The organism is Labilibaculum manganireducens, assembly GCF_002843385.1.
Taxonomy (GTDB): domain Bacteria; phylum Bacteroidota; class Bacteroidia; order Bacteroidales; family Marinifilaceae; genus Labilibaculum; species Labilibaculum manganireducens.
In genome coordinates this window covers 207,886-232,584 of record NZ_MVDE01000003.1, presented here as the reverse complement: position 1 = coordinate 232,584, position 24,699 = coordinate 207,886, and the positions used below count along the sequence as shown (strand labels likewise).

Genomic DNA, 24,699 nt, shown 5'->3' with positions numbered 1-24,699 from the left:
TGGCTGCAATAAGATAAAACTGCGATGGATCGTCTTGAAATAACGTGCGTTTTTCTATAGGTTATGCGCTTTCTGATAATTTGCATTTTTAAATTACGGAAATACTAAAATAGAATCAAATTTAATTGCAAATGAGTGGCTTGCATAGATTGTGATGAGTGACTGTTTTTTGCAGTTTAGTTTTTTGTATTCTTAAAGTCTTTTTGCAGCTTTGCTCTATCAAAAGAAATAAACATGGATGAAATAAAAGTGATTGCATTTGATGCAGACGATACCCTTTGGGTGAATGAACCCTATTTCAGAGAATCTGAAATGGAGTTTTGTAATCTGATGAAAAATGGAATGAGCCTTGAGGAGGTTACCGAAAAATTATTTACAACGGAGATTGGCAATATTCCTTTGTATGGATATGGAACAAAGGCTTTTATTCTATCCATGATAGAAACAAGTTTGAAAATCACCAAAGGAAATATTAGTTCCGAAAAAATTCAGTCAATTATTGAATTGGGAAAACGGCAGATGAACAAGTCGATTGAATTAATTGATGGTGTTGTTGACGTACTGGAAAGTCTGCAGGGAAAATACCGATTGATTGTTGCTACCAAAGGCGATTTGCTCGATCAGGAAAGGAAATTGAAAAAATCAGGATTACTAAAGTATTTTCATCATATCGAGGTGATGAGTGATAAAAGGGAAGATGACTATAAAAAGTTGATTCAACATCTTGATATTCCTGCAAGTGAGTTTTTAATGGTTGGGAATTCCTTAAAATCGGATGTTCTTCCGGTACTTAATTTGGGTGGAAAAGCAGTTCATGTTCCATTTCATACAACCTGGGAGCATGAATTGGTGAGCGACGAAGAAATACAAACAGTAGGAATAACCGAAATTCAAAACATCAGGGAATTACTTCAGCTGGTATAAGTCTACTGTATTCTGGTTATTGATAAAATATCGATTCGTTCAACCAGCATTTGTTCATCATCTTTTTGTTGTTGAATTAATTTGACAACGTCCATTCCTTTGATCACTTTGCCAAATGCGGCAAAACCTTGTCCGTCCGGATTACGCATTCCTTCAAAATCTAAATTGGGTTGATCGCCGATACAAATAAAAAATTCTGTTGAGGCCGACCCCGGCTGATTTCTTGCCATGGAAATAACACTATCGGTATGTAAAATACCGGTTTCCTTTGTTGTTTCATGTGCAATTGCCGGCTTCTGATCTACAATAGAATCAAAGAACAATCCGCCTTGAATAACTTCAATTTTAATGTCATTATTAGGTTGGTTATCCATTCTGACCACACGGTAAAAGCAAGCATCCTTAAAGACATTGTTGTTCACATTTTCCAAAAAGTAATTGGCTGTAATGGGTGCTTTATCTTTGAAAATTTCCAATTCGATTGTTCCTAGCGTCGTGGCAATTTCAACTTTAGGATTTTGAGCGCTCGCAAAGTCTGCAAGTGCTATAACAGATACAAGAAGAAGATAAATGTGTTTCATGATTCGCGTTTTTCTCATTTCAATATCTCAATTGAATAATCTGTTTAGATCAACCCTCTGGACTTAAATTCAAGATATTTGTTGAGTGTGTTAATTGTTAGATCTTTAGGATTGCTCAATATCGCATGAATTCCATATTTTTCCAATTCTTTTACGATTAATTTTTTGTCGTAAAACTATTTTATGACAATATAACGAGACATTCTAAAAAAAAACAAAGAGGCAGAAAAATTAAATTTCTGCCTCTTTGTGTATTTCTTAGTTTTTTCAGATTATACTCTTGTTTACTATAGTTGATAAACTAACGTTGACGTCAAATATTCTTTTGTAAAAAAAAAGTTTATTAATTAGTATCGATTATAGAATCGTCTTAACTCTGCGGTAAGATCGGTGAAAATAGGCTTTGTAAACTCTACAAATAAATCCTGATGAGCAGGAGGGAGAATTGGCTCGCTATGGCAAATATTCAATTCTTCTTTTGTTAAAGCTCTTTCGTCACCATTGTAATTTCCCCATTGGTAAAACCAGTTAAATTGACCACCAAATTGTTTGTTATTTACTTCCTTTTGGTTTTCGAATTCAATAATATGAAGAGAAAGCATTCCCTTCGAAATCACCTCACGTTTGTGAATATGCAATTTAGCTTTCACAATATTGTATACTTTAATTGTTTCGCCATTTTTTAGTTTGGTCGATCCAACTTCAACACTATCAGCGCTTACAACTTGCTTTTCTATATCTGTATCGTGAGTTTCGCCAACTACAAAATCTTCGAAACGCATTCCAATAAGCTGATCAGGATATTCCAGTTTCTCTAACTCAGCTTGTTTGGGTGTGTAGAATCGTACAAATCTTCGTTTGATATTGTTGAAGATAAACTGTGTTACCTGATCTTGAAAAAACTCAGCACTCAATTGATATTTTGTGGAGTTCACAGGCACATGATCGATAATCACTTTTAAGGTTGCCATTTCCTCTGCTTCAGCCATTTTATCAGCAACATCTTTGTAGTTGGGAATAAAATTATTGGCTTTTTCGAAATGCGTAAATGCAGTTACCGCATCTTGACGGGTTCCTTTTGCAAGTGCCATTGCGCCTGCTTCATAACATTCAGGCGCTGCATTTTGCCTGGCCATGTATTCTTCTGTCTGGTATTGCTTTGGATTAGGAATAACGCGCAATGCACCCGGGCATCTTCTAATTTCATCAGTCATTCTATTCAAAGTCTGGTAATGTCCAACGGTTTTTGAATACTTAAACGGATCATTCGAAGATAAAAGCGTACTGATTTCCTGCTGATACCAGTTCACTGCCAAAGGATAACTTTCTCTTAAAGTTAATTGAGCCTTTGCTTTATCAGGATTTGATCGTAACCGGTCTACCGATTTAATAACAGCAGAGTAGTAATCTCCATTTTGAAGAGCTTTATTTCCGGTGCTGCAGGCTGCAGAAATAAATAGAAGAGCAATAAGTGAGAAGCGTATCATTTTATTCATAGATGTAGGATGTTAGTTTTGATGCAAATTTAATTTTAAAATTGAGAATACGCCGGTAAGTTGATAAGGTTCTTTTTTTTTCGGTTTTATTTAGCCCATACAGCAACGGGTTTGCGCGAATAGGTTTTTTGCTAAACAAATGGATAAATTGTTTTGGATTGAATATAGCCATTCAGCAGTTGTCAAAGCACGAGTCAATCGGCAATGAAAAATAAAACATAGAACCTTTTCCCTGATTACTTTCTACATTTATCTGGCCTTTGTGACCTTCTACAATTTTCTTAACAATGGCAAGTCCTAACCCATGGCTTGCTTCACCACCTGTAGGTTTGGTGCTGGTCTTTTGAAACATCGTAAAAACATTTTCAAGTTCTTCTTTAGGAATACCTTGTCCTTGATCAATAATTTGGGTGATTATCTGATCGTCTTTTTTTAATACTTTGATTTTTATCTTAGAATCAGGATAGGAATACTTGATTGCATTTCCAATAATATTATTTAAAACTTGTATAATTTGCCCTTCGTCAACAGACAATAATTGGTGTTCAATTTCAGACTCAACAGTAATTGAGATATTTTTCTTTTGAGCAAAAAAGCTATTGGTTTTAATGTTCCGATGAATCAAAGCTATGTAATCAATTTCTTTTCGTTTCAGATCCAATTTACCCGATTCAATTTTTGAAATGTCCAGTAGATCGTTTAGCAAATACAGTAAATTTGAACTCTCCGTATGAATTAATGAAGCAAAATCTTTATGCTCTTCATTTTTCATTTCATCTTCCAATAATTCCGAAAAGCCTTGTATTACACCAAGCGGACTTCGTAAGTCATGGGCTACGATACCAATAATTTCGTTTTTTTGTTCATTAAGAACTTTCAACTTAAGACTCTTTTCTTCCATTTGTTCAATTAAAACATTGATGAAAAAAATCAGGCGGGAAAGAATTCGGTTGTGTTGATTTGTATATGGATCTATGAGGGTATTCTTTTTTAATGTGTCATTGGAGGATTCGGCTTTTGTTATTGGTTCTCCTTCTCGAAATCCAACAGTCACCATTGAAGAATTAAGTAAGGCATGAAATGAGTTATTCGAAAAAAATTCACCAAATGTGTAAAAACCAGCAGTTGGGGCGATAGCATTAAAAGGCAATGTTTCAAAGTCAACTTCATCCTGCATTAAAAATCTTCTGCAAATACAAGTGTATATAAAGATAGCTTCAGGTTTAAAATTACACATTTGGTGTTGCAATACAGCTGATTCTTCTTTAATAGTTTGAGGATTGCCGTATCCAATACGAAATTTTTCACCTGCCTTTACATCTGCTACCATTTGTATGGACTGATCATCTTCATTCACAAAAAATGGAGTTCGGGCAATTTCGTGATTATTCCGGGTTATTATAAAAGGAAATTCAAGGCTGTTTTGAAAGAAATTGTTGTCGGCTTTAATTCCTAAGTATTTTTCATAAACCGAAAACGCAGGCATATTATCAATGGTTTTAACAGCCACATCACCTACATCGGTTATTGTCATTTCTTTGCTCAGAGGTTGCCAACCAAGACAGGTTGACAATTCTATTTGTAAATTGTTCCCTGAAAAACAAACTGCAACAACACCTTCTTTATAGCATTGTTCCCCATCGAAAACCAATGTTTCGCGCTCATTTGCATAATCACCGGCTCCACCGCCAAAAATTGGAAAATCGAGACTTGAAGTTGCCAGAGTGTTAAATATTTTTCCAGAATCGTTGGCGATAGGTGTGGAAAGTAATAGCATTCCCTTAATTTTATCATCCAGCAGTTTTGTGTTTCTAAGCAGTGCATTGCCAACCTTCTCTTCCTCTCCTAATTGGCAGCAGTAAGAAAATAAATTTAGCTTTGCGCTTTCGAAAAAGGAAAACAAGACAGCTGTTGAATTTGTGAAAATTCTACCTTCTGTAATTTCTCCCACTGATGTAGCTCCGGTAATTACAGCGTCAGGGTAAACTTCTTTAATTGTTTCACCTATTGTCAAATACCAGTCTGATTTATTATGAGCTGAAAATACTTGCACCAGAAGAGATTGATGTGTTGTAGAATGGCTTATCTCATCAGATTGTAATATCTTTTTAAGATCACTAATATCTGATATTTTGAAATTGTGTTGATGCATGTTTTTGCTTTTTATGTGAAAAACGTATACAAGTTACCTCTTAAAAATTTAATAATTTCGATAGCTAAGCTGGAATATATCAAAAGATAATGGTTAAATTTTTTGTATCAAACTTTTTCAATAATTGAGATTGGTTCTTTACAGATTTATGGATGGGTTTTTTTTTATGATAACATAAGGAGTGGATGGATTCGATTTCTTCACGAAAGAAACATTTATCAAAATCATTAAATGTAAATTTTATTGATGGTAAAAACCAACATAAATGTATTCTTTATGTGATAGTGATTGTATTTGCCAACATAAGTTGTTTATGTTTGAATTGTTTTTTATATATTTATGCGAGATAATGCCAACATTAAATATATATAAAAACATTAGTGATGGAAAATACCAACAATAATTGGGTTTCGATGAGTGACAAGGCAATTATTTCTACAATTGGCAGGTATGTAAAAGAGCAACGTTTGCTTCAAAATAAAACACAGGCAAAAATTGCTGAAGCGGCTGGAGTTAATCGCTGGACCGTGAGTCAACTGGAGAAAGGGGAAGCTGTTTCATTGATTTCATTACTCCAAATTCTGCGGGCTCTTGACTTACTGCATGTACTCGACAATTTTAAGCTTGAAACTAAGTTAAGTCCATTGGAACTGGCTAAGTTGGATAAGCAAAAAAGGCAAAGAGCCAGAGGCAAGGATGATAACAAGCAAAATGAAAGCGAATGGTAGAAATAAGAACGGCATATGTAAAAATTTGGGGACAGACTGTTGGGGCTGTAGCCTGGGATGAGAATCAGGGGTTGGCCAGTTTCGAATATGAACCTAAATTTAAATCGAAAGGAATTGATTTAGCACCAGTCAAAATGCCGGTTCAATCCAGTCAACGCATATTTTCATTTCCTGAACTCAGGCCTTCAAAAAACAGCGAACACGATACATTTAAAGGTTTACCTGGTTTATTGGCCGATGTGTTACCCGATAAATATGGAAATCAGCTGATTAATGTTTGGTTGGCACAAAATGGTCGCCCGGCTAACAGTATGAATCCAATAGAACAACTCTGTTTTATTGGAACAAGAGGAATGGGAGCGCTGGAATTTGAACCCACACAACTCAATTCTAATAAAAACTCTTTTCAGGTTGAGATCAATGGTTTGGTTGATATTGCACAAAAAATGCTCGGAAAGCGGGAAGATTTTGAAGCCAATTTGAGTGAAGATGAACAGCAGGCAATGATGGAGATCCTAAAAATTGGAACATCAGCTGGTGGAGCAAGACCCAAAGCCATTATTGCCTACAACAAAAAAACGGGTCAGGTTCGCTCCGGACAAGCGAATGCTCCAAAAGGGTTTGAGCATTGGTTAATAAAGCTCGATGGTGTAAGTGATGCTCAATTTGGAAAAACCATTGGTTATGGAAGAATCGAAATGGCCTATTACAACATGGCAAGGGACTGTGGAATAGAGATGATGGAATCTGACTTATTGGAAGAAAATGGCAGGGCACACTTCATGACCAAACGATTCGATCGGGAAAATGGTTCTCAAAAACACCACATTCAAACTTTCTGTGCAATGCAGCATTACGATTTTAATGAGGTAGGAAGTTTTAGTTACGAGCAATTGTTTCAGACCATGAGAACACTGCGCTTGCCATATCCTCAAGCAGAACAGATGTATCGAAGAATGGTATTTAATGTGATTGCACGAAATTGTGATGATCATACCAAGAATTTTGCTTTTAGATTGAAAAAAGGAGAAAGTTGGGAGCTGGCACCCGCATACGATATTTGCCATGCCTACAGGCCCGACAGTATTTGGGTGAGTCAGCATGCCTTAAGTATTAATGGCAAAAGGAAAGATATTACAAGAGAAGATTTAGTCAGCTTTGCAAAAGCAATGAACATTAAAAAAGCAGAAAAAATTATTGCTGAAATAAACAGTAAAGTGCAAAATTGGAATAATTATGCCGATGAAGTAAGTGTTGATTTTAAACTTCGGGATGCAATTAAAGGAACACTATTGAATTTTGAGAACTAGAAACCACTTAAAATGCTTACCGATATTAAACCAAATAAGAAAAAATGAAAAATTTACTACTGTCAATTGTATTCATAGTTTATGGATGCATGGCATTTGGCCAGAAAACCACATATGAATTAAAAACAGACATTAATTACTACAGCGATTCCATAAATTCGGGCGATGCTTACATAAAAGAGCGTTGTGTTTTAGACATTTACTATCCGGTAAATGTAAAAGATTTTGCGACTGTAGTCTGGTTTCACGGAGGAGGATTAAAGGCTGGTAATAAGGAGTTTCCTGCAGCATTAAAAGAGAAAGGCGTTTGTATTGTTGCGGTTAATTACCGTTTATATCCAAAAGTAAATGCGCCAAAATACATCGAAGATGCGGCGGCATCGGTAGCATGGGTTTTCAAAAATATAAACAGTTTTGGCGGGGATTCAAACCTGATTTTTGTTTCCGGACATTCTGCCGGTGGATATCTTACCAGTATGATTGGTTTGGATAAGAGGTGGCTGAAACCCTATGGGATAGATGCGAATCAAATTGCAGGTCTGATTCCATTTAGCGGTCAGGCCATTACCCATTTTACGGTTCGTGAAGAACGGGGAATAGCAGGAACGCAACCAGTTGTTGATGATTTGGCACCACTTTTTCATGTAAGACCGGATGCTCCGCCTTTACTTCTAATTACCGGCGACCGGGAACTGGAATTATTGGGACGGTATGAAGAGAATGCATATTTAATGCGAATGATGAAGGTTGTTGGCCATAAAGAAACTAAACTTTATGAATTGAATGGTTATGGACACGGAATGACTGAACCAGCTTTCCCTTTGCTGTTAAATGAAGTGCAAAGAATTGTAGAAAAGAAAAAAGAAGAGGCTAAATGATGACATCAAACTTCGATTTTTCAATAGTAAAGGAGCATGTTTACGACAAATGTGCTTTCGAAATCACGAACTTTGTTTTGGAAAAGGAAAGCAAGGAATATAATGCCTGCGCATTCAAAATCAATAATTTTTTGGCGATAGCAAGAAAAGCAAAAATTACTCCTGCAAAAACAGGACAATTTGTTACCGTATGGAAAAGGGATACAAATGGGCTGACACAAGCTTTTAGTATCTCCGATGGAATCGATTTTTTCATCATAAACACTCGCTCAGGCAGCTATTTTGGACAATTTATTTTCCCTAAATCAGAATTGGTAAAACAAGGCATTATTGCAACTGACCGAAAGGATGGAAAAAGAGGATTCCGCGTTTATCCACCTTGGGATAAGGCAAATAGCAAGCAGGCAGAAAAAACACAAAAATGGCAGTTAAAATACTTTTTGTCCGTTGATATTGATCAGCCTGTTGATTTAGATCGGGCAAAATTTCTTTATTCTAAAACGGGGGAGTCAGAATTGAGGGAGACAAATCAAACCGTTAATGTTTGAATCGAAAACCCATTTAGAGAATCCAACTAAAAAAGCTTTACTTTTGGCATCTTAATAAAGAGTAGGATGGTGACGAAAAGAAAGATTGAATTATTAGCGCCGGGCGGAGATGTTGATTCCATAAAAGCAGCGATATTGGCCGGTGCAAATGCGGTGTATTGCGGACTGGATCAGTTCAATGCCCGGAATAGAGCTGTCAATATTGGTTTTCAAGATCTGCAGGGCATTTTGCATTTGGCTCACAGCCACAATTGTGAAGTTTTTCTTACACTCAATATCATTATCATAGAACGTGAAATTCCGGCTCTGATTAGTTTGCTGAACAAGTTGGTAAATACCAGTATAGATGGTGTAATTGTGCAGGATCTGGGAATGCTTTATCTGCTCAAAAAGTATTTTAAATCACTCAATGTTCATGCTTCTACTCAGTTGACCACTCATAACGAAGGGCAGATAAAATTCCTGAGCAAACTTTCTGCAACCCGGGTAAATCTATCCCGCGAGTTGAATATCCATGAAATAAAGCATCTGACATCCGCAGCGCATAAGGACAATGTTTTAACAGAGGTGTTTGTGCATGGTTCCAATTGCATCTCCTTTTCGGGACTCTGCTATATTAGTTCTGTTTTAAGTGGGAATTCGGGCAACCGCGGTCGTTGCAGTCAACCTTGCCGCGATCAGTACAAGACTACTGCAGCAGGCAAAGAATACCCGCTGAATTTAAAAGACAATTCGGCCTTTTTCGATCTGAAGGAATTGTACGATGCCGGTGTTGATTCCCTAAAAATTGAAGGAAGAATTAAAAAGTGCGATTATGTGTACACGGTGGTGGATGCCTGGAGAAAGCAACTCGATACTTTTTACTCACAAAGCAAAATTGGCACGGATGATAGCCTTTTGTACAAGGTATTTAACCGCAGCTTTTCAAATACTTTGCTAAAAGGGGAGATCAGCAAAAGCATGTTCATCGATAATCCCCGCGATCATTCCATCAAGCATCTTTCCGAAATTAATTTGTACGCTTCCGCTGATGAGGCAGAAGTTGGGCAGTTAAAATTATATCAGGAAAAGGAAGAGATAAAAGCAATGGTTGAAGCTAAGATCAATCAGGTGAGTGCTGAAAAAGCACCTTTACAAATTCATCTTTCCGGAGAATGTGGCTCTCCATTAAAAGTTTCTGTAAAAACACCGGAGGCAGGCTTTGATATATTTTCGGAAAGCAATCTGTTCAACAAGGGCACAGAGGTGTTGACTGAGGCTATAGTTTTAAAGCGATTCAAAGCTTTTAACGACACCGAATATTTTATAGAGGAGTTGAATTTGGAAGGCATAAAGGCTGAGGTTTATATTTCTTTTAAAGAGCTTACTTCACTTAAGAAAAAAATCCTGTTCATTTTAAATGGATCGAAAGAAACTGTTGCTCCGGTTACTCTTCCTGCCATAAAGAATCCTGAAAAGGAGATTGATAAACCGAGGCTTTCAGTATTGATTTCTTCTGAAAAAGATGAGTTTCTTGTTAATGAAACCAAAGCCGACATCTATTTTCAGCTGCCCAATAGTTTTAAGGGCCAATGTTCTCACTTTGTAGATTTCTTTGCAAAGAACAAAAACTTGATTCCTTACTTTCCTTCGGTGATTATTGGGGAAGATTATACTGCGGCGGTCGAATTTCTGAAACAGCTAAAACCAAAATTGATTGTCACCAATAACACCGGCATAGCTTACGAAGCTTATCCGTTGGGAATAGATTGGATTGCAGGTCCGCAAATTAATATTGCGAATTCGTATGGCCTGCTGGCTTTAAAAGAGGAATTGAATTGCTCCGGGGCGTTTATCTCGAATGAGTTGAACCAAAATCAGATTAAAAACATAAAAAAGCCGGTAAATTTTAAACTTCACTACAGCATTTATCATCACATTGTACTAATGATCAGCAGACAATGTTTGTTTCATCAGGTAACTGGTTGTGAGAAAAACCGGGTGGATGATACATGCATTCAGCAATGCGGGAAATTATCATCCATCACCAATCTGAAAAACGATTCGTTTTTAATTGAAAAATCAGAAGGAAACTATCATACCATCTACAATCAGAACAATTTCCTGAATACAGACATTCTAAATGATTTGCCAGCTGTTTTTTCTTCTTTACTTATTGATTTACGAGATGTAAAAACCGAGAGCAAGCTATTGGCATCGAAATCAGAAGTCATTCAGCTTTTTGAAAATCTGCTTGACGGAAAAGCAGATTCTGAAACGAAAGTGAAGGAAGTGATTCAATATACCACCAACCGACAATACAAAAAGGGAATTTAGTTGTATCCTTAAAAGGAAAGAGCAATCTTTGCACAATCAAAAAAACATAGCCTTAATCCGATATCCGCAGATAGAAATAATGGAAGAGAGTCAAAAACCACAGCATAAAGTAAAGCCTAGATTTCAACCCAGAGGTTGTGCCATTCTTCACGAAGATCAGGATATAATTGTTGTTGAGAAAGTAAGTGGTTTGCTAACCATGGGAAGCGATCGTGAGCGCACGAAAACAGCTTATCAGCATGTAACGCATTACGTAAAAAAAGGAAATCCGCGATCGAAAAACAGAATTTTTATTGTGCATCGTCTGGATAAGGATACTTCAGGCGTATTGGTATTTGCCAAAACAGAAGCGGCAAAAATATTTCTGCAAACCGAGTGGCAAAGTTTCAGTAAAACATACATTGCCGTTGTTGAAGGAAAGCTGGACAAAAAGGAGGGCATTATAGAATCGTACCTGACCGAGAACAGCATTCACAGGGTTTTTTCTGTTAAAAATCCGAACAAAGGGAAGTATGCAAAAACCGGTTATAAGGTCATCAGGGAATCAAAATACTTTAGTATGCTTGAAATAAATCTGTTTACAGGCCGTAAAAATCAGATTCGCGTTCATTTCTCCGAACATGGACATCCGGTGGCGGGCGACAAAGTGTATGGAATAAAGGGAAAGGGAGTGAAGCGCTTGGCTCTTCATTCTGCATCGCTTACCATACAACATCCTTTTACTAAAAAAGAGATGACATTTGAAACCAATACTCCGGGTTTCTTTAAACAACTTATGAAATAAACAGGAAATAAAACGGGTGAAGGGTAAAACAGTCCGGAATGCCTTTACAATCTTTTCGGGACTGTCCGCCCGATTTGCGGAATGTCCGCCCAAAATAGGACAGTCTCAGCTCGATTCGGAAATCTTTCACCACATTTATTTTTTCGCCATTCTCCTTTTCCCCATCATGCATTTCTGTTTTGGGCTTGTAACAATTTCTTAACAATAAAGCTGTGTTTTTTTATTATTTCATAAAATAGGTTAGGCCATAAGTTAACAGGCGCAGTATATATTTATTGTATAAATTAATCTGTTATTTATGCCTAAAAGCAAACGCGAAGTAGATGTTTTGGTTCTTTCTGATATTCATTTGGGAACCATGGGATGTCGGGCCGAAGAACTGTTGAAGTACCTAAGTTCGATTCAGCCTAAGAAAGTAATTTTGAATGGAGACATTGTTGATATCTGGCAGTTTAGCAAACGATTCTGGCCAAAATCACACATGCGCATCATCAAGCATTTTACCTCTTTTTTATCCAAAGGGATTCCTGTTTATTACGTTACCGGAAATCATGATGAATTGCTTCGGAAATTTGAAGGCTTTACCTTGGGAGGTTTAAGTATCGTGAATAAAATCGTTTTGAATCTCGATGGAAAAAAGGCGTGGATATTTCATGGCGATGTTTTCGATGTTACCATGCAGTATGCCAAATGGCTGACCAAGTTAGGATCTATTGGTTATGATCTGCTGATTCTGATTAATTCGGCTGTTAACTTTTTTGCTAAAATGTTGGGCAAGGAGAAGGTGTCTCTATCTAAGAAGATCAAGAACAGTGTGAAGTCGGCTGTGAAATACATTAATAATTTCGAGGAAATTGCCGGAGATATTGCCATAACAAAAGGCTACGATTATGTAGTTTGCGGGCACATTCATCACCCTGAAATGAAGGAAATAAGTAATAAAGAAGGGGCAACAATGTATCTTAATTCAGGAGATTGGATTGAAAGTTTGAGTGCTCTGGAATATCACCAGGGGAAATGGAGTATTTATGAGTATAATGAAGATGAAAATGCCAGAGATGCAGTTCCTGATTTGGATAGTTACAAGCTGGATGATTACGATAAAATATTCAAGGAGATGCTCACTGAATTTACATCCAATAATAAGCTTATTGCATCCTAGTTCGTTATTACAAGCTTTCTCTTTTCTATATTATACTGAATCAATGAAAATACTATACGGAATTCAAGGTACCGGCAATGGACATTTAAGCCGGGCAATTGAATTAATACCTCATTTAAAAGAAGAGGCCGAAGTCGACATTTTAATTTCCGGTCTTCATCACGATTTGGAATTTAAACATCCAATCAAATATAAAAAGCAGGGACTGGGCTTCTTTTTTGGTAAAAGCGGAGGTGTTGATATTTGGAAAACCATTCGAAAATTTAATGTTTACCGTTTTATCCGGGATATAAAATCACTTCCGGTTGAAGAGTACGATTTGGTAATCAGCGATTTTGAACCGGTTACAGCATGGGCATGCAAACTGAAAAAGGTATTCTGTTTAGGGCTTAGTCATCAGTCAGCAATGCTGAACAGCAGAACTCCTTTGCCCGGAAACATAGATGCATTCGGATTTAAAATCTTAAAATACTATGCTCCTTGCTCACAAAATTTAAGTTTTCATTTTAAAGAATACGGGCACAACATGTTTACACCGATAATACGAAGGGAAATCCGCAAATTGGAGGTGCAGAACAAGGGCTTTTATGTGGTGTATCTGCCGGCTTATTCCGATGAGAAAATAATCTCAGTGCTGTCGCAGTTTTCATCTACAAAGTGGTTGGTTTTCTCAAAACACAGCAAGCAGGCATATCAGAAAAATAATATAAGCGTAAGGGCGGTTAATTCCGAAGAATTTATTGAAGGATTAAAAGATTGTGAAGGTGTTCTTTGTGGCGCCGGTTTCGAAACACCTGCCGAAACCATGCATTTGGGCAAGAAGTTGGCGGTAATTCCAATGAAGAATCAATTCGAGCAGGTTTGTAATGCCTATGCATTGGAAGAATTAGGAGTTCCCGTTTTTTATGATTTGGAGGAATACAGTATTAAATTAATTGGGCATTGGTTAAAAGAAAAAGAAAAGTCTGTTCGTATAAATTACCCCGATAACGCACGAAATGTAATCAAACATCTAATGAATCATTTCACGGTAAATATTTAGGTTTTCTGTTCATATTAAGCATTTTATTTCTGTTTAATTGATAGAACAGAACTTTCAAATATATTGGTTTCATGGGCTTTTTATTGTATTTTTCCCGAATTAGGAACAATAAAAATTACCATATGTCCGAATTTATAAATAACAATCAGGCAAGAGTTAATTCGTTATATGACTTTTGCTTTCAGCTGATAAATGGAGCAAAAGGTACCGGATTAATCAAAAAACATCAAACGGCTATCGACCAATTAACACCAAACGATATTGTTTTGGTAGTGCATCGTTTGGTTGAGGCAAAACTTCCGATGGAAGATCTTAAGATTGGGATCAATAAAGCACTCAACGTATTTCACAGGCAGATACATAATCATCCAAAGCCTGATGTGGACCCGACTCATTTTTTGGGCATTATGATGCAGGAAAATGCTGAGCTGGATACTCGCCTGAAGGAAATTAAACCATTGGCAAAAAGCATCAATACCATAAAAGATGAGGTGAAATTGGCTGATGAATTGTCTTTCCTGAAAACTAAGATAGAAGCCTTGGCTGAGATGGATAAGCATTTCCAGCGCAAAGAAAATATTTTCTTTCCTTATTTCGAAAATCAGTTTCCCGATTACAAATGTTTGGGTGTAATGTGGTCCATTCACGATGATATCCGAAGAGTTCAAAAGCAATTGACTGCAGAGCTTACATCCAGCTTTATCAATCTGCAATTGATTAATAAATTGTTGGGTGATTTGTTCTTTTTCATGTATGCCATTATTTCAAGAGAGGAATATTTATTGTTTCCGGTGGCATTAAATGCCGTTTCGGAGGAATTGTGGGAGGAAATGAACGAACAAAGTCATGAAATTGGCTTCAGTTTTATTGAAGCTCCCAAACTGGTGAAAAAGGGAAAAAAACAAGAAACAAACAAGCGCGAAATGGCAGGAGATAAATTAAATATAGATCAATTGGGAGATGCAGTACTTAACTTTGAAACGGGACTAATGACTTTGAAACAAGCGATGATGTTGCTGAATCATTTGCCGGTTGATATTACCATGATTGATGAAAATGACCGGGTGTGTTTCTTTTCCAATCCGAAAGAACGCTTTTTCCCCCGCTCGAAAGCGATCATTGGAAGAACGGTACAGAATTGTCATCCACCCGAGAGCGTTCATGTGGTTGACGATTTGGTGAAGGCGTTTAAAAGTGGTGAAAAGGACAGCGAATCGTTTTGGATTCAGATGAAGGGGAAATTCGTTTTGATTCAGTATTTCGCTTTACGCGATGAGGATAATGCTTACAAAGGCTGTATTGAAGTCAGCCAGGATGTAACTGATATCCGCAGACTGGATGGCGAAAAACGCTTGATGGATTAAGAATAGTTACAAAGGATAGATGCCAAATATTAAATTCTCTGTGTTTCTCTGAGGTGTATTGTTTTCTGTTATTGATCAAAGAAGAACAAGTCCTGCTGGTGGATAAACTTTAAAAAGCCTGCAATTCATAAAGATTTGCAGGCTTTTCTCATATTTTGAAAGCAGGGTTTAGAGTCTGCTCATAAATTTCACAGGATCGATGATGTATCGAATATGAGATGCGTTTCCGATGTTTCCTCCCTCGTCAGAAGCTTCAATTTCGAAACTTAGTTTCTTGCCATCTACTTTTACCAATTTAGCGGTGCAGGTAATTAAAGCTCCAACTTTACTGGCTTTGCTGTGTTTGGTGTCAATTTGAATGCCGACACTATCGGTGCCTTTTTCCATTTCCGGATCAATACAGGCAACTGCCGTATTTTCCATGAAAGCCACCATGGCCGGTGTGGCAAACACTTCCAGTTTCCCGGAGCCATGATGTATTGCTGTATCTGTTTTGCTGACAGTCATTGTTTGTGTTACAGATAATCCTTCTTTTAATGCCATATAAATAATTGTTAATATCGTAGTTAGATGATTAAAATTCCGATGTGAAATGGAATTCCAATTTGGGGTAATTGCTTTGTGCCATTTGCAGCATATAGCCAGAATCAGCAAGGAAAACATCTCTACCGTGTTTATCTTTTGCGATGTATTGATATTTGGCTTTTTTAAACTCTTTCAGCTGTTCATCATCGTTGGACTTAATCCAGCAAGCTTTGTGAAGGTTGATATGTTCCCAGCGGCATGAGGCAGTATATTCGTGTAGTAAACGATATTCAATAACTTCGAACTGAAGTGCACCCACTGTACCAATAACCTTGCGGCCATTAAATTCAGAAGTGAAAAGCTGAGCAACTCCTTCATCCATTAATTGGTCAACACCTTTTGCCAGTTGTTTCGATTTCATCGGATCAGCATTCTCGATGTATTTAAACAACTCAGGAGAGAAGCTCGGAATTCCTTTGAAGTGGATTTTTTCACCTTCCGTTAAAGTATCACCAATTTTAAAGTTTCCCGTATCGTGCAAACCAACAATATCACCCGGATAGGCTTCCTCAATAATCGATTTTTTCTCGGCCATAAATGCAGTTGGACTCGAAAACTTTATTCTTTTTCCGTTTCGTACATGCAAATAAGCAGTATTTCTTCTAAATACACCCGACACAATTTTCACAAAGGCAATGCGGTCGCGGTGATTTGGATCCATATTCGCATGAATCTTAAAAACAAAGCCTGAAAATTTTTCTTCTGTAGGTTCAATTACACGCTCAACAGTTTGGCAAGGACGGGGAGAAGGTGCAATCTGAATAAAAGCATCCAAAAGTTCCCGAACACCAAAATTATTTAAAGCCGAACCGAAGAAAACAGGAGCAATTTTTGCATCCAGATATTCCTGAATATCCAATTCAGGATAAACACCTGAAACTAGATCAAGTTCTTCTCTGAGTATTTCGGCATCATCCCCAATGTATTCTTCCAATTTAGGATTGGAGAGATCGTCAAATTCAATGGTCTCCTGAATTGTTTGAGTTGCCGGTGTAAACAAACTCAAATTCTTCTGGTAGATATTGTAAACACCCTTAAAATCAGGTCCCATGTTAATTGGCCAGCTTAAAGGATTCACACTGATTTGCAATTCGGTTTCAATCTCATCAAGCAAATCGAACGCGTCTTTTCCGCTTCGGTCCATTTTGTTAATGAAAACAATAACCGGAGTTTTTCGCATTCTGCAAACCTGCATTAATTTTCTGGTTTGTGCCTCAACTCCTTTTGCAACATCAATAACGATAATTACACTATCACATGCTGTAAGTGTTCGGAAGGTATCTTCAGCAAAATCCTGGTGACCAGGTGTGTCAAGAATATTTATTTTGTGACCCTTGTATTCAAATCCCATAACGGAAGTTGCAACAGAGATTCCTCTTTGTCGTTCAATTTCCATGAAATCGGAAGTAGCCGTTTTTTTTATTTTGTTTGATTTTACAGCACCAGCAACATGAATAGCACCACCAAATAAAAGTAATTTTTCAGTTAGTGTTGTTTTTCCCGCATCCGGATGAGAAATAATCCCAAATGTTCTTCGTCTTTTTATCTCGTCTTTAAACCCCATTGATAGTATTTTCTTTAAAAATAAAAGCATGCAAAAGTAATCATTTTTTGCTGATTATAGGTGTTTAGCTGCCGATTAAATAGCTTGCCCTCTAGCAGCCTAATGAACCCCATGCAAGGGCGGTTGCCCTGGGATATGGTGCTTTAAAGCGCTAACGATTGCTTAATTCAATTTGATTATTTCTGCATTTTCTTTCATTTTCTTTTTGTAGATTTACGCTTCAAAATTGCGGATAATAAAAAATTTATGAAGCGAATAGGATTACTTTCTGATACTCATGGATGGCTTGACCCGGTTGTGGTAAAACATCTTAAAGAATGCGATGAAATATGGCATGCCGGAGATATCGGAGGAATTGAAATTGCTGATAAATTAGCTGAAATTGCACCACTTAGAGCCGTTCATGGAAATATAGATGACCATAATGTTCGCTTGGTTTACCCAAAACACCAACGCTTCGTTTGCGAGGAGGTTGATGTCTGGATCACACACATTGGGGGTTATCCAAAAAATTACGATCGGAATGTAAAACCCGAAATTTTTGAGAATGCTCCGCAATTATTTATTTCAGGTCATTCGCATATTCTTAAGGTTATTTTCGATAAAGAATTGAATCTTTTGCATATAAATCCGGGAGCATCTGGAGTTCATGGTTATCACAAAGTGCAGACTATGGTCAAATTCACAATCGAAGCAAAGGAAATTAAAGATCTTCAAGTTGTGGAATTTGGGAGTAAGGGCAAGTAAAAGCACCTAACTTACCGAAGTTCAGAAATACCTGAAAAGTCTGTTTCATCAAGGGGGAATTTATTGGAAGGAAGGAATAATTATGTTCCTTTTTAAGCGGTCTGAAAACTCATGAAGATTTTTAGTACATGCTTTTTAATATACCAAGTTTTTGTTATATTTAGATATTTAAATTTAATTATACTTAGCAGATCAGTTTTTTACTGAAAGCCTTATAAACAGCTGTAAGCCAGAACGCAGGTGTTTGAGTAAGACGCACAATAAAATGCATAAAAAGATCGGGAAATCCGATAATAATTTATTTATTTTGTAGACTTTTTCGAATTCGAAATAAATACCAATGAAAATATATATAAATCAAAAATTCATCAAACTATGCTATTTGATTTTAAATTGATAAAATCTGTTTACGAACAAATGCCTGAAAGGGTGAAAAATGCCCGTAAAAATTTAGGCAAACCGCTTACCTTAAGCGAGAAAATTTTATACTCCCATTTATCTGTTGAGGAAAAAGGGAATAAGTTTACAAGAGGAGAAGATTACGTGAATTTTGCTCCCGATAGAGTTGCCATGCAGGATGCGACAGCGCAAATGGCACTTTTGCAGTTTATGAATGCCGGGAAGACTAAAGTTGCTGTACCATCAACGGTTCATTGCGACCATTTAATTCAGGCATCAATTGGTGCAGAGAAAGATTTGGCTGATGCAAAACAACAAAACAACGAAGTGTACGATTTCTTAGAGTCTGTTTCTCAGAAATATGGAATTGGATTTTGGAAGCCAGGTGCTGGTATTATTCATCAGGTTGTATTGGAAAATTATGCCTTTCCTGGTGGAATGATGATTGGAACCGATTCTCATACTGTGAATGCAGGTGGTCTTGGAATGGTTGCTATTGGAGTAGGAGGTGCTGATGCAGTAGATGTAATGGCAGGAATGCCATGGGAATTAAAAATGCCTAAATTAATAGGAGTGAAGTTGACCGGAAAATTAAGTGGTTGGGTTTCTCCTAAAGATGTAATATTAAAAGTTGCCGGAATTCTTACCGTTAAAGGGGGAACAGGCGCTATTGTTGAATATTTTGGCGAAGGCGCTGATGCGATGTCTTGTACCGGTAAAGGAACCATCTGTAATATGGGAGCCGAAATTGGTGCAACTACATCAATTTTCGGTTACGATCAAAATATGAGCAATTATCTTCGTCACACAGGACGTGAAGATGTTGCTGATTTAGCAGATGTGGTAATGGATCATCTTCGTTCGGATGAGGAAGTGTATGAGAATCCTGAAAAATATTACGATCAGGTAATCGAAATCAACTTATCCGAAATGCAGCCATATATTAACGGTCCTTTTACTCCTGATTTGGCTCATAGTTTAAGCGAATTTGGAAAGGCTGTTAAAGAAAATAATTACCCTCAAACATTGGAGGTTGGACTAATTGGATCGTGTACCAATTCTTCTTACGAAGATCTTTCAAGAGCAGCATCTTTGGCCAGGCAGGCTAAGGATAAAAACCTGAAAGTAAAAGCAGAATTTGTGGTGACTCCGGGTTCTGAATTGGTAAGATATACAACGGAACGTGATGGTATTTTAAAGGAGTTTGAAGACATCGGCGGAGTAATTATGGCCAATGCCTGCGGACCTTGCATCGGACAGTGGAAACGTCATACCGAAGATCCAACCCGTAAGAATTCTATTATAACTTCATTCAATAGAAATTTTGCCAAACGAAATGACGGCAATCCAAATACTCATGGTTTTGTAGCATCACCGGAATTGGTTACTGCCCTGGCTATTGCGGGAGATCTTTGTTTTAATCCAATGACTGACACTTTGATTAATGAAGATGGTGTTGAAGTGAGATTGGATGAACCAAAAGGTTTGGAATTTCCACCGAATGGTTTCGATATGAAGGATTCCGGTTATTTGGCTCCCGGCGCTGATGGAAGTGCGATTGCCATTAATGTGAATGAGAGTTCGGAGCGCCTGCAGCTGCTTGCCCCATTTCAAGCCTGGGATGGTAAAGACTGGACTGGGTTGAATTTATTGATTAAGGCAAAAGGAAAATGTACAACCGATCATATTTCTATGGCAGGACCATGGTTAAGATACAGAGGACATTTGGATAATATTTCTAATAACATGTTGATTGGTGCCGTTAATTATTTCAATGAGGAAACCAATTCGATATTTAATCCGGTAAACGGCAAATATGAAGAAGTGCCTGTTACAGCAAGAGATTTAAAAGCCATCGGATTGGGCTCTGTTGTGGTTGGAGATGAAAATTACGGCGAAGGCTCATCAAGAGAACATGCGGCAATGGAACCACGACATTTAGGTGTTAAAGTGGTAATCGTTCGTTCTTTCGCCAGGATCCATGAAACAAACCTAAAAAAACAAGGTGTTTTGGGATTGACATTTGCAAACAAAGCTGATTACGATAAAATTCAGGAGAAGGATAAATTTGATGTTACCGGATTAACAGATTTCGCTCCTGGAAAACCATTGAAATTAATTGTTACGCATGAAGATGGTTCAAAAGATACAATTGTAGCGAACCATACCTATAACGATGTTCAAATTGAGTGGTTTAAAGCAGGAAGTGCTTTAAATTTAATCAGAATACAAAACGCAAAATAAACAATAAACATTTCCTAACGTGAAATCAGTCTCCCCGGTTGGTTTCCAAACATAAAGTTTAGACCATATGAAAAAAACACTAAAGCAAACTTTGTTCAAAAAAATTAAGGAACATAGACCTAGAACAAAAAGATTATTGGAAGAATACGGGGATGTAGTTGTTGATCAGGTTACAATATCCCAGATAATTGGAGGAATGAGAGGACTGAAATCTTTGGTTACAGATATCTCTTATCTTGATCCGGATGAAGGGATACGTTACAGAGGATTTACATTGAATGAAGTAATTAAAGGCTTACCAAAACCTAAAGGAGGCGACATGCCTTACGTTGAGGGATTGTTTTATTTGCTCCTTACCGGAGATTTCCCAAATCAGGAAGAGGTAATGCAGGTTGTTGATGAATTTAGCAAGCGTAGAATTGTACCTCGCTATGTTTACGAGGTAATTGATTCATTTCCATGCTGTAGTCATCCTATGGCCATCTTTTCAACGGCCATTCTTACGTTAAACAGGGAATCTGTTTTTAACAGACAGTACCATGCAGGATTAAATAAGAAGGAGTATTGGGATGCAACTTATGAAGATGCATTAAACCTGCTTGCTAAACTTCCCGAGATAGCTTCTTACATTTATAATAAATTGTATCGTCAGGGACCAAGAATCCAATCCAATCCTAATTTGGATATGGGAGCCAATTTTGCTCACATGATGGGCGTTGCAAAGCCTTACGACGATGTGTCCCGTCTGCATTTCATCATCCATAGTGATCATGAAAGTGGTAATGTGAGTGCGCATACAGGCCATTTGGTAGCTAGTTCATTATCAGACATTTATCTTTCTACATCTGCAATGATTAATGGTTTGGCCGGTCCATTGCATGGTCTTGCCAATCAGGAAGTTTTAAGATGGCTGCAAGAGGTAATGGATAAAATGGACAATCGGATTCCTACTAAAGAAGAGATGACCCAGTTTGTATGGGATACACTAAACTCGGGTCAGGTGATTCCTGGTTTTGGTCATGCTGTATTGCGTAAGACTGATCCAAGATATATGCTTCAGCGCGAATTTAGTTTGAAACATCTGCCTGAGGATCCTATTTTTAAATATGCGGATATGCTGTATCAGGTAGTGCCTGATATTCTTAAAGAGCATGGAAAGGCGAAGAATCCCTGGCCAAACGTTGATGCGCAATCTGGTGTAATTCAGTGGCATTACGGAGTTACTGAATACGATTTTTATACCGTTCTGTTCGGTATTGGCCGTTCAATTGGTATTTGTGCCAATGTGATTTGGGACAGGGCATTAGGGTATCCTTTGGAAAGACCAAAATCAATCACAACTGATATGCTGGAGAAAATTGCGGGTATTAAGAAAATGGTGGAAGCTGAAGAATAAAAACAATTTGTGATATAAAAAGACTGAGCTGATTTCTGAAAGGAAATCAGCTTTTTTTACAGCAAAAAAAACTGCATAAAAGTTGGTGAAGACTTTTATACAGTTTTGCGCAAAAACTAACAATATGGAAAACGTTCCAATGAATTCAATTACTAAAGAAAAGAGAATCACTTTAAATCCTGCTGCACAATTCTAACCCTAACCTAAACCTTGCAGGATTTAAAGTATCCTCGCAGCAGAAGCACATGCTGCTAATCACTCTCATTTCACAATTTGGTTAATAACCTTATTGTGATATCCCTTTCACCTTACAAATATGGATGTTTTTTTAGAGAGAAAAACCATTGGTTTTACCCAATGTGAAGGATAGAAACACTCAAAAAAAATGGGTGTTTTACGCCATTTTAATTTTTTGTATTGCGTAATGGATTGGTGGCTGGTAGATAGAAAGAGAAAAGCCAATCGATATTCGATTGGCTTTACATGTTGATTATTTTTCAGAGGAAATAAGTAATCCCCGAATTTCGAGTTCTAATTTCTCCAGATCTTTACCAACCTGGTTTTTCATGTTTTTAAATTTATCGGTTATATTATTCGATAAATTTTTATAGTAGTCAACCCCGTTTAAAAGGTTGTCTTTGTACTTTTCAAGAGATTTAAGTTGTTTCGCTACAGGATTATGAAGCTCATCAATTTGTTCTTTTAAATAGTCAATATACAGACTCATTTCTTTTATGAACATATGAGGCCGGTCTGTTCTAACAATCAAATTTGTTCGATTGTAAATGTGATCAACCATTTCCTTCAATTTAGCCTTTTTCGAAAAATATGCCAGATTTGGTCCAGGACAAATCGAAACTCCATCACCATCTGCTTTTGTATCGATATGATTTACCAAAAAAGAAGATGCCGACAAACCTTTACACAAACATGTTTTTTCAAGAAGCAAACTAACTTCTTTTTCATATTCTTTTTCCGAAAGATTTTTCTCTTTTAAATCAGCCAGTTTTAACTTTTGGTATTGAACTGACGCGGTACAAATTGGTTTTTCAGTAAATTCAGTATTGGCTAACATGTATTTTTTTGTACACGCGCTTCCTGGCTTGTTTTCTGCAAATTTCTTAAGAACATCTCTGTCTCTGGTGTTTGCAACAAGATTGTTGTAACGAACACCTAAAGGAGAAGCATGGCTAAGCTTTAAATCTTTTTCCTGAGCTTCCTCAAGTAGGTGTAAAGTATTTTCATCAACGTCGCAGGCTTCAGGAACCAAAAGAAACGGAGTTCCCCAGCCAATAGAATCAAGATTGTAATGGTTCATCAAAAACTCTTGTTCTTCAGCTGTACCAACTCCACCTTGTGCGGTGATTCTTATGTCTAAATTTGATTTTGGGCAGACTCTTTCTTTTCCCTTTAGAGCTTGAAATAAAATCTCGCTAAGAGTTATTCTTAATTCCTCTCTGTTATTCTTGAATTCTTCAAGAATCGGCCCCATTAAAAAGCCTTCGGTTGCAAAAGCATGACCGCCGCAATTCAAACCGGATTCAATTCGGAACTCCGAAATCCAGATTCCTTTTTTTGCAAGGAATTTACCTTGTATTAAGGCAGAGCGGTAATCACTGACTTTCAGAACAATTTTCTTCTTTATATAGCCATTTTCATCCGGATAAAAGTCTTCAAATTGCTCTAAATAACCATATAAGCGTGGGTTCATTCCGGCAGATAAAACCATGGAGCTCTCCAGGTTACTCATGGCAAATCCACGAAGAGCTGCATGTGCATCGTTATATTCTGCAGGTAATTGCTCACCTTCATAAAAGTTATCTTTGTCTAGCTTGGTCATGATGTTTACATCAATAGAACCAAGAGGAAGGTTTTTCACCAACCATTCTTTCGCTTCCTTTACGTAAGAACTGCCTTCAAATTTTTCTTTAAATTCTTTTTTTACTTCAGAAAAATCAGGAAGTAAATCAAGATATTCCTCTAGATTTTCTTTCTTTTCTTGTACGGATGCTTTTAGATTCTCAAATTTCTCTTTTACGATCTTATCTATTAAATTGAGGTAAGAGGTGATTCTTTCTGCACGAAAATCTTTAGTCTTCTCCGAAATTGGTAAAAATGGCAAGCTGAGTTTATTGCAATACAATTCTCTCATTTTCTCAAGTAGAATATCATCAACAATTGAAACAACAGATGAAATTCCTAAATGAGCCACTTTTACAGGAGTGTCCACCGTAAATCCGGTTCCCATAACTGGGATATGGAAACTATGTCCTAAAATTTTACTCATGTAATTGGATATTGATTTTTATGATTTTTTTGGCAAATTTCATTAGCTGAAAAAACAGCATTTAGCTACAAAATTGCCTTGCGCAAGTTAGCCTATTTGTCAATGATATCAAAGCTATTTTGGGTATTTATATTTCTTATTCAGGAAAAACGCTTAAAACATGAATAAGATAGAAAAGCCTGATAGATAAAG

19 protein-coding genes are annotated in these 24,699 nt (G+C 37.0%); 13 read left to right on the top strand and 6 right to left on the bottom strand.

What is annotated here, in order from left to right; genetic code table 11:
- Nucleotides 1-234 precede the first annotated feature (234 nt).
- Nucleotides 235-924: an HAD family hydrolase gene (locus BZG01_RS03690; protein ID WP_101308474.1), complete on the top strand. Its 690-nt coding sequence runs from the start codon at nucleotides 235-237 to the stop codon at nucleotides 922-924.
- A 2-nt stretch (nucleotides 925-926) separates the two neighbouring features.
- Here the strand turns inward: BZG01_RS03690 and BZG01_RS03685 are convergent, their stop codons facing one another.
- From BZG01_RS03685 to BZG01_RS03665, 3 genes are all read right to left on the bottom strand, one after another.
- Nucleotides 927-1,505: a peptidylprolyl isomerase gene (locus BZG01_RS03685; protein WP_101308473.1), complete on the bottom strand. Its 579-nt coding sequence runs from the start codon at nucleotides 1,503-1,505 to the stop codon at nucleotides 927-929.
- A 347-nt stretch (nucleotides 1,506-1,852) separates the two neighbouring features.
- Nucleotides 1,853-3,001, bottom strand: coding sequence for a hypothetical protein (locus BZG01_RS03675; RefSeq protein WP_101308472.1), 1,149 nt, complete (start codon nucleotides 2,999-3,001; stop codon nucleotides 1,853-1,855).
- Between the two features lie 172 nt (nucleotides 3,002-3,173).
- Nucleotides 3,174-5,153, bottom strand: a complete 1,980-nt coding sequence (locus tag BZG01_RS03665; RefSeq protein WP_101308470.1) for an FIST N-terminal domain-containing protein — start codon at nucleotides 5,151-5,153, stop codon at nucleotides 3,174-3,176.
- Between the two features lie 383 nt (nucleotides 5,154-5,536).
- On the opposite strand from BZG01_RS03665, the gene BZG01_RS03660 reads away from it, so the two are divergent.
- The 9 genes from BZG01_RS03660 to BZG01_RS03615 all read left to right on the top strand — a co-directional run bounded on the left by BZG01_RS03660 (nucleotide 5,537) and on the right by BZG01_RS03615 (nucleotide 15,285).
- Nucleotides 5,537-5,881, top strand: coding sequence for a helix-turn-helix transcriptional regulator (locus tag BZG01_RS03660; RefSeq protein ID WP_101308469.1), 345 nt, complete (start codon nucleotides 5,537-5,539; stop codon nucleotides 5,879-5,881).
- Nucleotides 5,875-7,191, top strand: coding sequence for a type II toxin-antitoxin system HipA family toxin (locus BZG01_RS03655; RefSeq protein WP_101308468.1), 1,317 nt, complete (start codon nucleotides 5,875-5,877; stop codon nucleotides 7,189-7,191). Before BZG01_RS03660 ends, BZG01_RS03655 begins: the two co-directional genes overlap by 7 nt.
- A 44-nt stretch (nucleotides 7,192-7,235) precedes the next feature.
- A complete protein-coding gene (locus BZG01_RS03650; RefSeq protein ID WP_101308467.1) occupies nucleotides 7,236-8,069 on the top strand; it encodes an alpha/beta hydrolase in 834 nt (277 codons plus the stop codon).
- Nucleotides 8,066-8,617, top strand: a complete 552-nt coding sequence (locus BZG01_RS03645) for a MepB family protein (RefSeq protein WP_101308466.1) — start codon at nucleotides 8,066-8,068, stop codon at nucleotides 8,615-8,617. Before BZG01_RS03650 ends, BZG01_RS03645 begins: the two co-directional genes overlap by 4 nt.
- Before the next feature lie 66 nt (nucleotides 8,618-8,683).
- The gene (locus tag BZG01_RS03640) at nucleotides 8,684-10,933 is read left to right on the top strand and encodes a U32 family peptidase (protein ID WP_101308465.1); all 2,250 of its coding nucleotides are present in this window, start codon (nucleotides 8,684-8,686) and stop codon (nucleotides 10,931-10,933) included.
- A 28-nt stretch (nucleotides 10,934-10,961) separates the two neighbouring features.
- Nucleotides 10,962-11,717 (top strand): RluA family pseudouridine synthase, encoded by a 756-nt coding sequence (locus BZG01_RS03635; protein WP_218972995.1) that lies wholly within the window; start codon nucleotides 10,962-10,964, stop codon nucleotides 11,715-11,717.
- Between the two features lie 298 nt (nucleotides 11,718-12,015).
- Nucleotides 12,016-12,879 (top strand): UDP-2,3-diacylglucosamine diphosphatase, encoded by an 864-nt coding sequence (locus tag BZG01_RS03625; RefSeq protein ID WP_101308463.1) that lies wholly within the window; start codon nucleotides 12,016-12,018, stop codon nucleotides 12,877-12,879.
- 43 nt (nucleotides 12,880-12,922) lie between these two features.
- Complete coding sequence (locus tag BZG01_RS03620; RefSeq protein WP_101308462.1) at nucleotides 12,923-13,921, top strand: glycosyltransferase family protein; 999 nt, start codon at nucleotides 12,923-12,925, stop codon at nucleotides 13,919-13,921.
- A gap of 122 nt (nucleotides 13,922-14,043) precedes the next feature.
- Nucleotides 14,044-15,285 (top strand): DUF438 domain-containing protein, encoded by a 1,242-nt coding sequence (locus BZG01_RS03615; protein ID WP_180327195.1) that lies wholly within the window; start codon nucleotides 14,044-14,046, stop codon nucleotides 15,283-15,285.
- Nucleotides 15,286-15,453: 168 nt separating this feature from the next.
- On the opposite strand, the gene BZG01_RS03610 is transcribed toward BZG01_RS03615, so the two are convergent.
- Together BZG01_RS03610 and BZG01_RS03605 are read right to left on the bottom strand one after the other, a co-directional pair.
- Nucleotides 15,454-15,828, bottom strand: a complete 375-nt coding sequence (locus BZG01_RS03610; RefSeq protein WP_101308460.1) for a thioesterase family protein — start codon at nucleotides 15,826-15,828, stop codon at nucleotides 15,454-15,456.
- A gap of 31 nt (nucleotides 15,829-15,859) precedes the next feature.
- Complete coding sequence (locus BZG01_RS03605) at nucleotides 15,860-17,464, bottom strand: peptide chain release factor 3 (RefSeq protein ID WP_245870248.1); 1,605 nt, start codon at nucleotides 17,462-17,464, stop codon at nucleotides 15,860-15,862.
- A 216-nt stretch (nucleotides 17,465-17,680) separates the two neighbouring features.
- Between BZG01_RS03605 and BZG01_RS03600 the strand changes: the two genes are divergently transcribed.
- The 3 genes from BZG01_RS03600 to BZG01_RS03590 all read left to right on the top strand — a co-directional run bounded on the left by BZG01_RS03600 (nucleotide 17,681) and on the right by BZG01_RS03590 (nucleotide 22,220).
- Nucleotides 17,681-18,181, top strand: a complete 501-nt coding sequence (locus BZG01_RS03600; RefSeq protein ID WP_101308458.1) for a metallophosphoesterase family protein — start codon at nucleotides 17,681-17,683, stop codon at nucleotides 18,179-18,181.
- A gap of 375 nt (nucleotides 18,182-18,556) precedes the next feature.
- Entirely contained in the window at nucleotides 18,557-20,824 is a 2,268-nt protein-coding gene (locus BZG01_RS03595) for an aconitate hydratase (RefSeq protein ID WP_101308457.1), read from the top strand.
- Nucleotides 20,825-20,891: 67 nt separating this feature from the next.
- Complete coding sequence (locus BZG01_RS03590) at nucleotides 20,892-22,220, top strand: citrate (Si)-synthase (protein WP_101308456.1); 1,329 nt, start codon at nucleotides 20,892-20,894, stop codon at nucleotides 22,218-22,220.
- Nucleotides 22,221-22,710: 490 nt separating this feature from the next.
- On the opposite strand, the gene BZG01_RS03585 is transcribed toward BZG01_RS03590, so the two are convergent.
- A complete protein-coding gene (locus tag BZG01_RS03585) occupies nucleotides 22,711-24,507 on the bottom strand; it encodes a hypothetical protein (protein ID WP_101308455.1) in 1,797 nt (598 codons plus the stop codon).
- Nucleotides 24,508-24,699: the final 192 nt, after the last annotated feature.